The sequence below is a fragment of the Petrotoga sp. SL27 genome (assembly GCF_002924605.1).
GTDB classification, from domain to species: Bacteria; Thermotogota; Thermotogae; order Petrotogales; family Petrotogaceae; genus Petrotoga; species Petrotoga sibirica.
Window position 1 is genome coordinate 23,056 of the sequence record NZ_JAIP01000015.1, and the last position, 12,991, is coordinate 36,046.

Here is a 12,991-nt window from a genome sequence, read left to right on the forward strand (position 1 = left end):
TTTATCCTTATAGGGCTGGCTGCGGGGCGAAGGGGAACTTTATAACAAACTTTCAAAGGAGGGTCAAAAATGGTCGAAAACAACAAGACACCTAACGAGTTTACCAATTATATAGTAAACGCATTGAAATTATCACCTTCAAATACCGCGATATTGTGTGTTGATTGTCAAAACGGATTTACCGAAAGGTGCCCTACTGAACTTCCAGTAGCTGGAACAACTGAAGAGTGGATAGATCAGGTAAACGAATTTTTAAATTTAATGAAAGATAAAGATTTTAAGATCTTTGCCAGTATGGATGATCACCCTGAAAATCACATCTCTTTTGAAAAATGGCCTCCTCACTGTATAAAGGGTACCTATGGAAACCAACTATTTATAAACACTTATGATTTCGTTATAAAAAAAGGCGAAGAAATAGATGGAGACAGCTATTCAGCATTTTACAAAGACATTGAAAAAAGAATTGAATCGGAATTAGACGAACTTTTGAAAAAGCATAAAATAGAAAATTTAGTTGTTTTAGGATTAGCAGGAGATGTATGCGTAATAGCAACGATAGAAGATGCGTTAAAAAGAGGATATAGGGTATTCCCAGTAAGTGAATATATAAAAGCTGTTAACAAAAAGGATATTAAAGAAATCGTTGAAGAAAAATTTGGTAGAATAATCTAGATTTAAAAAATACGGGGAACAACCCCGTATTCTTGGTCGGAGCGACTGGATTTGAACCAGCGACCTTCAACACCCCATGCTGACGCGCTACCAACTGCGCTACGCTCCGGTTTACTCTAAAAAAATTATATCACATTTTCTAATGAACGTCAAATTTTTAGGAAATATTCCGCTTTTTCAATTGATAAGGTATGAATAGGTAAAACATTCCAAGTATGCTAGTTATTATTCCTAAACGAGAAAATCAATTTTGTAAAAAAAGGTGAATACATAATGGGTTCTATTTTATGGGTTCTTGAATCAACGGAAAAATACAGATTCCCTTACAGGGTAACCATTAGAAAAGAAGAAAAAGTAATATTAGCGTTATTTGTCCAGGACAAGTGGCCAGGTGCTGGTAAAAATATCTTTTGCATAAGAGACACGGAAAAAACATCGAGCAATTACCAAGAAATTGAAAGAGTTCCAATTATATCGATAAATCGCTATGGAAAAAGGTTGTCGGTAGTTCTTGACAGAACCCAAAACAAAAGATGTGACTTTCTCTTTTTAAAAAAGAAATATAAAAATAAAGAAGGAGAATATGAACAGATATTTTGGAGAACAGAACAAGGACTGAAAGAACATCGTCCTAAAGTTAAACTAACAGCGAAGGGGGATCATCATCTTCATATATTGATCGACATAAATGAGAAATATCCATGGAAATTCGCCAATTGTAACGTTGAAAGAGCACAGCTTAAAGCCGGTGATTATGCCTTATTAAATGAAAGCGGGATAATAGCTGTAGCTGAAAGAAAAACCTTTAACAATTTTATTGCAGATATTGGAAATTTGTCACTTTTACACATGAAACTTGGAGAATTAGCTAAGTACAAACATTCTGCTTTCGTTGTTGAAGCAAATTACTCTGATTTTTTGAATCCTAGCAAGCTGAAGGTGTACACACCATCCTATTTATCTAAAGTTTTAGCGGAGATTTTTGCTTATCATCCTGGTTTTCAAATAATATTCGCTGGGAACAGGAAATTGGCAAATGAATGGACTTTACGTTTCTTTCAAGCGGTCATATCACATGAAAAGGACAACATCCCTACTATTGTTTCAGAAGAAGCATCTAAATATGAAACTAAAAAAGATTTTACCGGGGGCATATACTACGATATAAGAAGAGAAATACTTGAAAATACTGAGGATACTTTCACTATAAATACACTTAGAAAAAAATTCCCATTAACTTCTGACACTAAGATTAGAAAAGTATTGAACGATCTCAGAAAAGAAGGTTATATAGAAAATTTTGGTCAAGGCAAAAAAAGTGTGTGGAAAAAAACATAGATGGGGGATATATTTTATAAAAAAAGAAAAATTTATTTTATAAAGAATCGATTTTCACACTTCTTCAAATCTAAAAGAATACCACCCGTTAGGAAAAGGATCTTTTTATTTTTTAATTTAATTGTACTAAAAGACTCAATATATTTATTACAATAAAAATTTAACTTAACAATGTTTCTATGATATAATTTCTCAAAGTACAAAATATAAAATATGCTAAAAATCGGAGGGATAATCTTGAGATTTTCCAAACTATATGCTCCTACTTTAAAAGAAACTCCATCTGATTCTGATATAAAAAGTTACGAGTTATTGATCAGAGGAGGGTTTATAAGAAAGATTGCATCAGGTGTTTACAGTTATCTTCCTCTTGGATGGAAGGTCATAAGAAAAATCGAACAGATAGTCAGAAAAGAAATGGAAAAGATAGGTTCTCAAGAGATCATGCTACCCATAATACATCCTGCAGAGCTCTGGAAAACGACGGGAAGATGGGAAGATTACGGACCAGAATTGATGAAACTCAAGGACAGACACGATAGAGAGTTTACTTTAGGTCCTACGCATGAAGAAATCATCACATTTTTGATGAAAAATGAGCTCAGATCGTACAAACAGTTCCCCGTCAACCTTTTTCAAATAGCCACTAAATTTAGAGATGAAATAAGGCCAAGGTTTGGGGTGTTAAGGGCAAGAGAGTTCATCATGAAAGACGCCTACACCTTTCACACCGACTACAACTCATTGCATGAATCTTATCAACGTTTCTATGATGCCTACGAAAACATCTTAAAAAGAATAGGTTTGAGATATGTAGTTGTAGAAGCGGATACCGGTGCAATTGGTGGTTCTTTCTCACATGAATTTCACGTACTGGCGCAAAATGGCGAAGGTGAAATATTTTACTGTGAAGAATGTGGCTATGCAGCCAGTGATGAAAAGGCTAGATCAAGCGAAAATTTTTCTATAGTTGATGATGAAGTCCTCAAAGAAATGGAAAAAGTTGATACTCAACACGCCAAAAGCATCGAAGAAGTCGCAAAATTCTTGAACGTTTCTGAAAAGAAGTTAATAAAATCGATACTGCTAAGATCCAGTAAAGGATGGGTGATGGCTCTAATTAGAGGCGACTATGAGATAAACTTAGCCAAGGTCAGATCAGTTCTTCAAGATCAAAGTCTAGAACTAGCCGATCCACAAGACGTTCTAAAAGAATTTGGTGTAAACGTTGGATTTATAGGTCCAGTAAACATTCCAGAAAATGTCAAGATAATTGCAGATCTAAGTGTAAAATCCATAAAAAATGGTGTTATAGGGGCTATGGAAGAAAAAAAGCATTACCTCAATGCCAACCCTAATAGAGATTTCAGAATAGATTTGATAGCAGACATTAGATACGTAAAAGAAGGCGAAAAATGTCCAACACAAGGATGTAATTCCACACTCAAGCGGACAAGAGGCATAGAAGTGGGCCAAATTTTTGAACTAGGCGACAAATACTCTTCAAAAATGAACGCGGTATTCACCGATGAAAATGGAGAACAAAAACCTTACATAATGGGGTGCTATGGCTGGGGGGTATCAAGAACCCTAGGGGCTATAGTGGAACAATTAAACGATGAAAACGGAATAATCTGGCCCAAAAGCGTTGCACCTTTTGAGGTTGCAATAATACCTGTTGCCATGAACGATGAAGCTATCGTAAGCACAGCGCAAGAGATCTACGACTACTTTTTAAAAGAAGGAATAGACGTTATTATAGACGATAGAGAAGTCTCCGCTGGATTTAAGTTCAAAGATATAGATCTAATCGGAGTACCTATAAAAATTATTATAGGCAAACGTTTAAAAGAAGGAAAAATCGAGTTAAAACAAAGAGATAAAGAAGAAAGCACATTGATAGAGTTCAAAAACGTAAAAGAATTATACGATAAAGTAAAAGAAACATTAGAAAACTATGATCCAACTCAAAATTTAACAATCTAACACATTCCTTATGGGTGGGGAGCGGGGGAAGGGCGCTAATAAAATTATTAATAAAGATATCACTCCTCCTAAAGTAAAAAAGAGGAGTGATATCTCTTTTAAATACTCAAAAATTTACCTTCTACAACTACTTCAATATTTCTTTTAGTTCTTCTATGGTTATCTCTAACAAGTTATTTCCTATATAATCCTTTGTCTTTTTGCCCGCCTCTCTTATCCTATCTTTTAACTCTTCGGTTAATCGTCTACCAAATCTTCTGTTTAATATTTTAATTGTCAATTCTTTTTCTCCTTCTTCAAAGCCTTCTTCAAATAATGAAGTTCCGATCTTTGTCATTCGTATCACCTCTTTCAGTTTGTTTATGTATTCATCCATTACATAATTATCAGAGAACCCTAATAACGATCCTATTACCGCTTCTTTTTTGTCTTCATCTGGTATTTTGATCGCTAACTCAAAGACATCTTTTGTCACTTCTTCTTCACTTTTTTCGTTTCTCATCAAGGGCAAGAATACTAACTCCATATTTGCCGTGAGGCTGTTTTCTTCTAGATCTTTATCCGTTGGTTCTTCTTCTTTTTCTATCTTTTCTTTTATCTCTTCATACCTTTTTATTCCATCGTACTTTGTCATAAATACTTGTTGTACTTTGTATTTATTTGATCCCATGTCCAATTCACTTTCTGCACTTTCGTATTTCCCTGAGTACATTACCACCGTATTTATCTTTTTTCTTTCTTTTTGGTATAACGCTGTGTCGTATTGTGCAAATCTTAGTAAGTCTGCTTTTTTCCATGTGGAAACGTCATTTGCTTCGCAAATGAGGTTTTGGAAAGTGTTTTAGAAGCATTACAAGTGAAACTTTTTGCACAAACCAGCAAAATCCGTGTTTTGGTTTGATACGTTGATTACTGGAATGTCTATTGGTTTTACTGAAATTATCTTTGGAAAGTTGAGTTCATGATATTCGGCGGTTTCGTCTTTGTGAATGTTTCCCGTTCTGTTAGTGTCTTTCATTGTTCCCCCTTGATAGTTTATTGAAGTATTTAAATTGTATCATATGTTTTTGAAAATCGCTTTAGATCATAATTAATTGTCATCGAAATAGGGTGATGTTTAGATTTATTCATGTCTTTGAAATTGATTTGTTTTTCGTTAAATGAATGTTATATAATTTATTCCTAAGAACTTTTATTTCTTCGCTTAATTTTACCATATTCAAGCTTTTGTGTGTTTTATTTATTATTATAACAACATTTCAAAGACATCGAATTATCATCTAACCAATTTATTTCATGAACACCTAATATGATCTAATGAATATTAATAAATGGTTAAAAAGTCGCTGGAGTAGCATTGAAATTTGATGGTGGAAAAGAAATTAATTAAAAACTTGGAATACAAACTTATTAAACCATTGATTGGGGGGTTAGAAAGGATATGAGTAACTTCAACTTTCCAAAAGGTTCGGAATGGAGAAAATGGGATTTACAAATTCACGTTCCAGGATCTAAACATGCAGACCAGTACAGCACAAAAAAAGGTAATGATGTTTGGGAAAAATTTATTGAATATATCAAGAATTCTGATATAACTGTTTTTGGTATTACTGATTATTTTTCTGTCGTAGGTTACGAAACATTCCGGGATAAAATCAAAAATATTGAAGAATTGAAAAATAAGCAGTTTTTTCCTTGCGTCGAACTTCGACTGGATATCAACGTTAATATAGATTCAGAGCAATTACAATGCCATTTAATTTTTGATAGTAATTACGATATTAACAAAATAAAGGATTTTCTCGCTCATCTTCCTCTGAAGAATAAAATGCCAAACGGTGCTGTTGCTTATTGTACTGAGGATGACATTACAGCCTGTGGCGGTTACGATAAAATTAGTATCACGAAAGAAAAACTTGAAGAATCTTTAAAAAGTTCTTTTGGAAATGATCGCCCATTCTTAATCGCTGGTGTAGCCAGTGGTATGGGCAGTAATAGAGCAATTGCCAATTCAAACATCAAAAAGGAATTATCGGATATTTTCGATGATTTTTGCGATTTATTTTTTGGCTGTGAGGAAAATAGAGAATATTATCTAAACGAAAGTAGATATGAGAATAAAAGCTTAAAAGCAAAGGCGAAACCGGTCGTTTCTATTTCTGATTGCCATACTCTTGAGGATTGCAAGAATAGATTAGGGAAAAAATATTCAGTACCAAACAATGAGGAGAAAGACCTTGAAAGATACGGTTTTAGCTGGATAAAAGCCGATCCAAACTTTGAAGGCTTGAGACAGATTATTTTTGAACCATTTGATCGGGTTGCTTTTGGTTTCGAAAAACCGGAACTCAAAAGGCCTTACTATCTTATCGATAAAGTGCGATTTCTTGATAATACTGGACAGGGCAACTTTCCCTCTGATGCTATTGAAATAAACCAAAATTTGGTAACCATAATTGGCGGAAAATCAACGGGGAAGTCATTACTTCTTTACTACATAGCTAAAACAATTGACAGAAAAGAAGTAGAAACCAGGTTTGCCGACCTTTCCGAAGCTTCCCAATATGATTTTGATAAATCAGCTGATTTTAATTTTGAAGTGGTTTGGGCAGATGGTGCTAGAATGTATCTAAAAAACACGAAAGGCAGCAATGGTTCGGACGAAAGAAAAATTTTGTATATACCACAAAATTACCTTAACAGACTTTCGGAGGAAAGCACTGGAAGTCGCGACACTATAAACAAGTTCGTCAAAGATGTTCTTCTGCAAGATGAAACTGTCCGAGAAAATTATGAAAACAAACTTACGAGAATTAAGGGATTAACTAAATTAATACCTACCAATGTTGCAGATCTTTATCAAATAAAACAGGAAATTAAAGAGGTAGAAGAAAACATTAAGCAATTTGGTGAAGAGAATGGTATAAAAACATACATCGCCCAATTGAAAAAAGAAGCTGAGGATATCAAAAGTAAATCCGGGCTATCCAATCACGAAATCAAAGATTATGAAGCATTACTTGAAAAAGAAACAGAAACAACCACAAGCATTACTGTTTTATCTGACGATAAAAAGAGTCTCGTGTCTTTCAAACAAAATCTAATGCAGCAGTTAAAAAGTTTAGAGAAATTGTACAATGAACAGTCGTCTTATCTGGGTAATGATGAAATCAAAAAAGAATTCACAAAAGAATTTGATAGAATTGGGCAATTGGGAACCAATCTTTTAACAGCCACTGATAAAGTTATAACTTATGCCGATTCTAAGATTAAAACCCATCAGGAAGAGTTGGAAAAAATCAAAAAAGAGCTTATGCCGTTTATGGCAAAGGTTAAATTACAGGATGAGTTGAAAAAGAAGAATAAGGCCATAAGTGATGAGCAGAACAAGTTAAACAAAATAAACCTTGAAAAGAAAAAGCTTGAGTCAAAAAAGGATCTTTATGAAAAAGAGAAAAAGTATCTTATCGAAACCTATCAGCAAATTTTTAATGTCTACGGAGAGGTAAGAAATGAATTTAAGAGGTACGAAAATAAGTTTGAAGACATATCTTTAAATGTTTTGGTTGGATTTAATGAAAAGGTGTTCAATGAAGAAGTTATCGATGCTTTTTTAAACAAGAGGGATATAAAACGTAATATCAGCAGTATATCATGGAAAGACGAATACGAGTACCACTTCGATCCGAATAAACATCTCTCTTTCATCAGCGAAATTTTTAATGCTGTTGTAGATGAGAAAATAAAGACGGTGAGAAATAGAGCGGCAAAGGATGCCGCAGTAAAGATTTTAGAAAATTATTTTGATTTGGACTTTAAGATTTCATATAAAAACGATCCACTTGATAAAATGTCTCCTGGAAAGAAAGGACTTGTTCTTTTACGGTTCCTTATTGATTTAAGTAATGAAGAATGGCCGATACTTTTGGACCAGCCGGAAGACGATTTAGATAATAGATCGGTATATGATGATCTGGTTTCATTTATCAAAAATAAGAAAAAGAAACGGCAAATAATTATAGTTACACATAATCCTAATTTAGTTGTTGGAGCAGACGCTGAACAAGTTATTGTCGCAAATCAAGAAGGACAGGAAAAAGGGCGAGATAATAAAAAGTTCAAGTTTGAATATATTTCAGGAGCCTTAGAAAACTCCTTTGAGTTGCCAGAAGCTAAACAAAAAGCTATATTATTCAGGAAGGGTATCCGCCAACATGTTTGTGAAGTCCTGGAGGGAGGTCAGATAGCCTTTGAAAAAAGAGAAAAGAAATATGGATTTAGAATCAGTTGAATCTCATACAACCGAATTCAAGTCCTCATGGCGGGACGAATATCTAAAATGGATTTGTGCCTTTGCAAATACCGATGGCGGAAGATTGCTCATCGGAGTTGATGATAATGGTAAGCCTGTTGGCGTCGAAGAATCTAAGAAATTACTTGAGGATTTACCCAATAAATTAAGAGATACCCTTGGCATTATACCAAGTGTCCGATTAGAAAAGGAAAACGGTAAGGAAATAATTATTATAGAAGTTGAGCATTCCTATGTACCAATTTCATATCATGGGAGATTTTATGTTAGAAGCGGAAGCACAATTCAGGAACTAAAAGGCAAGGACCTGACCAGGTTTCTAATATCCAACTCAGGCAAGCACTGGGAAGAGTATATTGAGGAAAATGCTTCTATTGAGGATATAAATAATGAGACAATTGAAAAATTCAAACAAATCGCGATAAAAAGAATTCCATTTGTGAAAGATGAAAATGAGCCGATAAAGGTGCTTGAGAAATTAAATTTGATTAAAAATGGTAAATTAACAAGGGCTGCCCTTTTACTATTCGGTAAAAATCCAAAAAGATTCTGGACAAGCTCCTATATAAAAGTGGGTAAATTCTTGACGGATACAGATATTATAAGTTCTGATGATATTGAAGGCAATCTCTTTGAACAGGTAGAAAAAACAATGGAGTTATTGCGGACAAAATATCTTATATCTGAAATAAGATTTGAAGGAATTTATCGTAAAGAAGAACTTGAATATCCAGAAGAAGCATTGAGAGAAGCCATAATTAATTCGGTTATACATAGAGATTATATCGGTCCACATACCCAGTTAAAAATTTATCCTGATAAAATAATTCTTTGGAATGTTGGCACACTTCCAAAAGAAATCAAGGTTGATGAATTAAAGAAAAACCATTCATCTTATCCAAGAAATGAGTTATTGGCAGATGTATTTTTCAAAGCTGGACTAATAGAGGCTTGGGGCAGAGGAACAATAAAAATTACAGATGAATGTAAAAAAGCTGGACTGCCAGAACCAGAATTTAAAGAAGAGTTTGGCGGTTTTGCAGTCTATTTCTATAAAGACATTTATATTGAAGATAATTTAAGAAAAATGGGGTTAAATGAAAGGCAAGTCAAAGCAGTTTTGTATGTAAAAGAAAAGGGAAGGATTACGAATAAGGAATATCAGGAAATTGCTAATGTATCTAGGCAAATGGCAACTATTGATCTCGCAGAAATTGTGAAGAAGGGGGTATTTGCAAGGATTGGAAAAGCAGGCAAGGGAGTTGCCTACCAATTGACTAAATTGACTAATAAATGACCAATATTTGACTGATGGAGAATGAAAAAAACATATCAAGAATTAAACATTTGTTTTGAACCACAGCCGCAAACGATTTGAAAGATTCAATAGATTTAGTAAACAAGAAAATTTTTAAATTTGAGGGGAAGGGTAGGAATAGCCACTATGTTATCAAATAATTTGGCAATTAGTTGGAGAGTATTTGGCGATTTTGGCAATTACTTGGCAAAAAGAAAAGTAGAATACCAACGCCGACAAAAAGATGCCATTTAAAATCAAAAGGAAAAGTAAAGACAAAGATGAATAAACTCTATTTTAAAAAAATTTATAGAAGAAAATAGATTCAAAAAATTTCCTGAGTTTGGCAGTTACAAAAACGTAAGAATTCTAAAACAGGCATGAATAAATGTTATGTTTCGGCAATCAAAATTAGGAGATAAAAAATATCACTCCTCTTTTTAGTTTTATGAGGAGTGATATCTCTATTACTACAACATTTCACTTTAAAACTCTCAAAAATCTACCTTCTACAACTACTTCAATATTTCTTTTAGTTCTTCTATGGTTATCTCTAACAAGTTATCTCCTATATAATCCTTTGTCTTTTTGCCCGCTTCTCTTATCCTATCTTATAACTCTTCGGTTAATCGTCTACCAAATCTTCTGTTTAATATTTTAATTGTCAATTCTTTTTCTCCTTCTTCAAAGCCTTCTTCAAATAATGAAGTTCCGATCTTTGTCATTCCTATCAACTCTTTCCATAGCTTGTTGAACTGTTTATATTATACCATGTGTTTATAGAAAACTATAAAAAACTGATTAGATCATAATTCAATGTTTTTGAAATTAAACCATAGTTTAAGGGATTTGATAAAAATAATAAAAATAATAAAAATAATAGAGTCGAAGAATTTTGAAGTGAAGATAGACGATGGGGTAGTCAAAAATAGTGCAATTTTTTAGGAATTCTTTATATATTTTATGCGCCTTTTAACCATTTTAAAATCGAAATCTTATTTTTGAAAATCTTTAAAAAAAAGCTGTTTTTCAACAGCTCTTATTTGGCGGATATTTTAGCTTTTTCTAATTCTTTTTCTACAAGTTCGTTAATGTTCAACATTGGAAGATATATTGGTGGAACAAACCCAAAATTTGCGGATATTGATATTATTTTTGCTCTTGATATCTGCAATAAGCTCATTATTCCAGATTTTATTACTAGTTCTTTGAATTCGTTTTCCTTTATTTTTGGGTTGCCATAAAATCCTGCTTCTGTTTCAAGTTCTAATTTTAATACTATTTTTTTTGATTCTTTCAAATGAAATTTAATGTTTAATCCTATTGTTCCAAAGTATTCTTTTTCTTTTGGTTGGAAATTTTGTGTAACCGAAATGTCTACCTTTGGTGTTAGTTTTTTGTTGTTTAGATCTTCGTCTTTTAATTCATAATTTAATTTTTTTATTATGTCATACCGCATTTGAATATTGCTCATTTTCACATTTTTCACTTCCTTTGTCAAACACTGATAAGGTTATGTTTTTATTCCTGTGTGGCATCGATTCTAAAACTTCGTATAAATATGGTTGCATAGCTATTTCTCTTTTTACTTCTTTTTTATCTCCAAATACTCTTATTGTTTTGATTTCTTGATTTTTCAAAGAGGGTGTTAGTTTTTTTTGAATAAAATAATAGTTATTGAATTCTTTTAGGTCATAATATAATGGTTTTCTTCCAGGGTTAATTGGGTTTATATTGTTTTCTTTGATAATTCTTTGGATATTTCTTATTGATTGGTCTGTCATTGTTGCTAAATCTTTTTGTGTGAAATATAATTTTTGTTCTTTTTCTTCCATGTCGTCAAATTCTTCATCATAATACAACAGATCATCTTTCATTTCTTTTAATATCTGTATAAACTCTTCAATTTCTTCTTTGTCTTCATATGTTTTTGGATTTACTAAAAAATTATACAAAACTTCTTTATTTTTAGACTTTAAATCAGAGAAAATGTTTAATAATTCATGTATTTTGAGCATTGTTTTCCCTCCTTACCTCCCATTTTCATTTATTTGTTTCAATAAAGATTTTCTTGATTGAAAGTATTTTTTTAAATTATCATAACTATCTTCTCTTTTCATTATGTCTATATAAGTTATTGTTATTCTCCCATCATTTTCTACCCAATACGATAACCGGTAATATACTCTATCATGTATGAATTTGTACGTCCTGATTCCTCTTAAGTTTCCTGTTTTCATTTCACCTATTGTGTAATCATAATTTATTTCCAAGACTGATTGCAATATTTTTAATAGAAGGTCCCTATTGTTTATTTTTTTCAATGAGCGTTTGAAGATTGGGAAAGGTGGATTTTCAAGAGCTTTTATTATTTCCTCTTTTAACTGTTTTGGGGATAATTCTTGCAAGTCTTTTTCTCTTTCTCCCATTCTCTACACCCCATTATATCATTTTATTATTAAAATTCAATTAATTTTTACTACTTGTCGTTTTTTGTCGTTATTATACTTATCCTTACAGTATATTTTATCATATATATAGATGCGAAGTGTTTCTTTAGTTCATTATCATAACTTGAACGAAAAAACCACGAGTAATATTTTGAACTTTTTAAAAAAGAGGATAAAAGAAACAGCCTCAAGCGCCCCGAAGGGGGTTCAAGGAAAGACAGCCTCACGACAAATATAGTCCCTGTTCTTCCAGGCTGTGTCACACACGGGGATACAATAGAAGAAGCAATAAAAATGGCGAAAGAAGCTATTCAATTATACATAGAAAGCTTGCAAGAACACAGAGAAGAGATACCTTCTGAAGATGAAACTATAGAGTACACAATAACAGTGGAAATTTAAATTTGCTAAGAAACTGGAGGAATAATCTTGAGATTTTCCAAACTATATGCTCTTACTTTAAAAGAAACTTCACCTGATTCTCGGTCCGAGGGTGAAGGGGTGCAAATAAAATTATTAAAAAGATATCACTCCTCCTAAAGCAAAAAAGAAGAGTGATATCTCTTTTAAATACTCAAAAATCTACCTTCTACAACTACTTTACTAAGTTTTTTAGTTCCTCTAATGTAATACTTAGAATATTTTTCTTTATTGGGTTTATAGTTTCTTCGTTTGCTTTTCTGATCTTTTCTTCTAAACTTTTATCAAAATCTTCTCCAAAACTTTGGTTTAGAATTTCTATGATTAATTCTCTTTCTCCTTCAAGTTTCCCTTCAACTTTACCTTCCAATCTAGCTTTTTCTCTGTCTCTTTTTGCTATCTCTTCTAATGTGTTAAACATTTTTGGCACCTCCATTTCTTCTAAATAAAGTATAATGAGATTTATAGCGCCCTTCGCCCTGCTGCCCGCCCGTGAGGAAAAGGATCTTTATT

12 protein-coding genes and 1 tRNA gene are annotated in these 12,991 nt (G+C 32.6%); 6 read left to right on the forward strand and 7 right to left on the reverse strand.

Annotated elements, in window-relative coordinates; translation table 11 throughout:
- The first annotated feature begins 69 nt into the window (after positions 1-69).
- Positions 70-675, forward strand: a complete 606-nt coding sequence (locus tag AD60_RS06180) for an isochorismatase family protein (RefSeq protein WP_103877196.1) — start codon at positions 70-72, stop codon at positions 673-675.
- Between the two features lie 33 nt (positions 676-708).
- Here the strand turns inward: AD60_RS06180 and AD60_RS06185 are convergent.
- Positions 709-784: transfer RNA gene (locus AD60_RS06185), tRNA-Pro, on the reverse strand.
- A 164-nt stretch (positions 785-948) separates the two neighbouring features.
- On the opposite strand from AD60_RS06185, the gene AD60_RS06190 reads away from it, so the two are divergent.
- Positions 949-2,013 (forward strand): ERCC4 domain-containing protein, encoded by a 1,065-nt coding sequence (locus tag AD60_RS06190; protein WP_103877195.1) that lies wholly within the window; start codon positions 949-951, stop codon positions 2,011-2,013.
- A gap of 237 nt (positions 2,014-2,250) precedes the next feature.
- A complete protein-coding gene (locus AD60_RS06200; protein WP_103877193.1) occupies positions 2,251-3,999 on the forward strand; it encodes a proline--tRNA ligase in 1,749 nt (582 codons plus the stop codon).
- A 127-nt stretch (positions 4,000-4,126) separates the two neighbouring features.
- On the opposite strand, the gene AD60_RS06205 is transcribed toward AD60_RS06200, so the two are convergent.
- Together AD60_RS06205 and AD60_RS10190 are read right to left on the reverse strand one after the other, a co-directional pair.
- Positions 4,127-4,711, reverse strand: a complete 585-nt coding sequence (locus AD60_RS06205; protein WP_103876945.1) for a hypothetical protein — start codon at positions 4,709-4,711, stop codon at positions 4,127-4,129.
- A gap of 138 nt (positions 4,712-4,849) precedes the next feature.
- Positions 4,850-5,017, reverse strand: a complete 168-nt coding sequence (locus AD60_RS10190) for a hypothetical protein (protein ID WP_158248397.1) — start codon at positions 5,015-5,017, stop codon at positions 4,850-4,852.
- Positions 5,018-5,440: 423 nt separating this feature from the next.
- Between AD60_RS10190 and AD60_RS06210 the strand changes: the two genes are divergently transcribed.
- Complete coding sequence (locus tag AD60_RS06210) at positions 5,441-8,290, forward strand: TrlF family AAA-like ATPase (RefSeq protein ID WP_103876946.1); 2,850 nt, start codon at positions 5,441-5,443, stop codon at positions 8,288-8,290.
- Positions 8,250-9,608, forward strand: coding sequence for an ATP-binding protein (locus AD60_RS06215; RefSeq protein ID WP_233186834.1), 1,359 nt, complete (start codon positions 8,250-8,252; stop codon positions 9,606-9,608). Before AD60_RS06210 ends, AD60_RS06215 begins: the two co-directional genes overlap by 41 nt.
- A 1,039-nt stretch (positions 9,609-10,647) precedes the next feature.
- Here AD60_RS06215 and AD60_RS06220 read toward each other — a convergent pair.
- From AD60_RS06220 to AD60_RS06230, 3 genes are read right to left on the reverse strand one after another with little or no spacing between them, the layout of a single operon-like run.
- Positions 10,648-11,088, reverse strand: coding sequence for a hypothetical protein (locus tag AD60_RS06220; RefSeq protein WP_103876947.1), 441 nt, complete (start codon positions 11,086-11,088; stop codon positions 10,648-10,650).
- Positions 11,057-11,626 (reverse strand): hypothetical protein, encoded by a 570-nt coding sequence (locus AD60_RS06225; protein WP_103876948.1) that lies wholly within the window; start codon positions 11,624-11,626, stop codon positions 11,057-11,059. The genes AD60_RS06220 and AD60_RS06225 overlap by 32 nt, the downstream gene beginning before the upstream one ends.
- A 12-nt stretch (positions 11,627-11,638) precedes the next feature.
- Positions 11,639-12,037: a type II toxin-antitoxin system RelE/ParE family toxin gene (locus tag AD60_RS06230; RefSeq protein WP_103876949.1), complete on the reverse strand. Its 399-nt coding sequence runs from the start codon at positions 12,035-12,037 to the stop codon at positions 11,639-11,641.
- A gap of 255 nt (positions 12,038-12,292) precedes the next feature.
- Between AD60_RS06230 and AD60_RS06235 the strand changes: the two genes are divergently transcribed.
- The gene (locus AD60_RS06235) at positions 12,293-12,460 is read left to right on the forward strand and encodes a type II toxin-antitoxin system HicB family antitoxin (RefSeq protein WP_103876950.1); all 168 of its coding nucleotides are present in this window, start codon (positions 12,293-12,295) and stop codon (positions 12,458-12,460) included.
- A 193-nt stretch (positions 12,461-12,653) separates the two neighbouring features.
- Here the strand turns inward: AD60_RS06235 and AD60_RS06240 are convergent, their stop codons facing one another.
- On the reverse strand, positions 12,654-12,899 hold the full coding sequence (locus AD60_RS06240) for a hypothetical protein (protein WP_199177860.1): 246 nt from the start codon (positions 12,897-12,899) through the stop codon (positions 12,654-12,656).
- Positions 12,900-12,991 lie beyond the last annotated feature (92 nt).

What these genes read in the sequence shown, in the direction of transcription:
- AD60_RS06180 (WP_103877196.1), top strand. Translation starts at nt 70, where the DNA reads ATGGTCGAAAACAACAAGACACCTAACGAGTTTACCAATTATATAGTA.
- AD60_RS06190 (WP_103877195.1), top strand. Translation starts at nt 949, where the DNA reads ATGGGTTCTATTTTATGGGTTCTTGAATCAACGGAAAAATACAGATTC.
- AD60_RS06205 (WP_103876945.1), bottom strand. Translation starts at nt 4,711, where the DNA reads ATGTACTCAGGGAAATACGAAAGTGCAGAAAGTGAATTGGACATGGGA.
- AD60_RS10190 (WP_158248397.1), bottom strand. Translation starts at nt 5,017, where the DNA reads ATGAAAGACACTAACAGAACGGGAAACATTCACAAAGACGAAACCGCC.
- AD60_RS06210 (WP_103876946.1), top strand. Translation starts at nt 5,441, where the DNA reads ATGAGTAACTTCAACTTTCCAAAAGGTTCGGAATGGAGAAAATGGGAT.
- AD60_RS06225 (WP_103876948.1), bottom strand. Translation starts at nt 11,626, where the DNA reads ATGCTCAAAATACATGAATTATTAAACATTTTCTCTGATTTAAAGTCT.
- AD60_RS06230 (WP_103876949.1), bottom strand. Translation starts at nt 12,037, where the DNA reads ATGGGAGAAAGAGAAAAAGACTTGCAAGAATTATCCCCAAAACAGTTA.
- AD60_RS06240 (WP_199177860.1), bottom strand. Translation starts at nt 12,899, where the DNA reads ATGTTTAACACATTAGAAGAGATAGCAAAAAGAGACAGAGAAAAAGCT.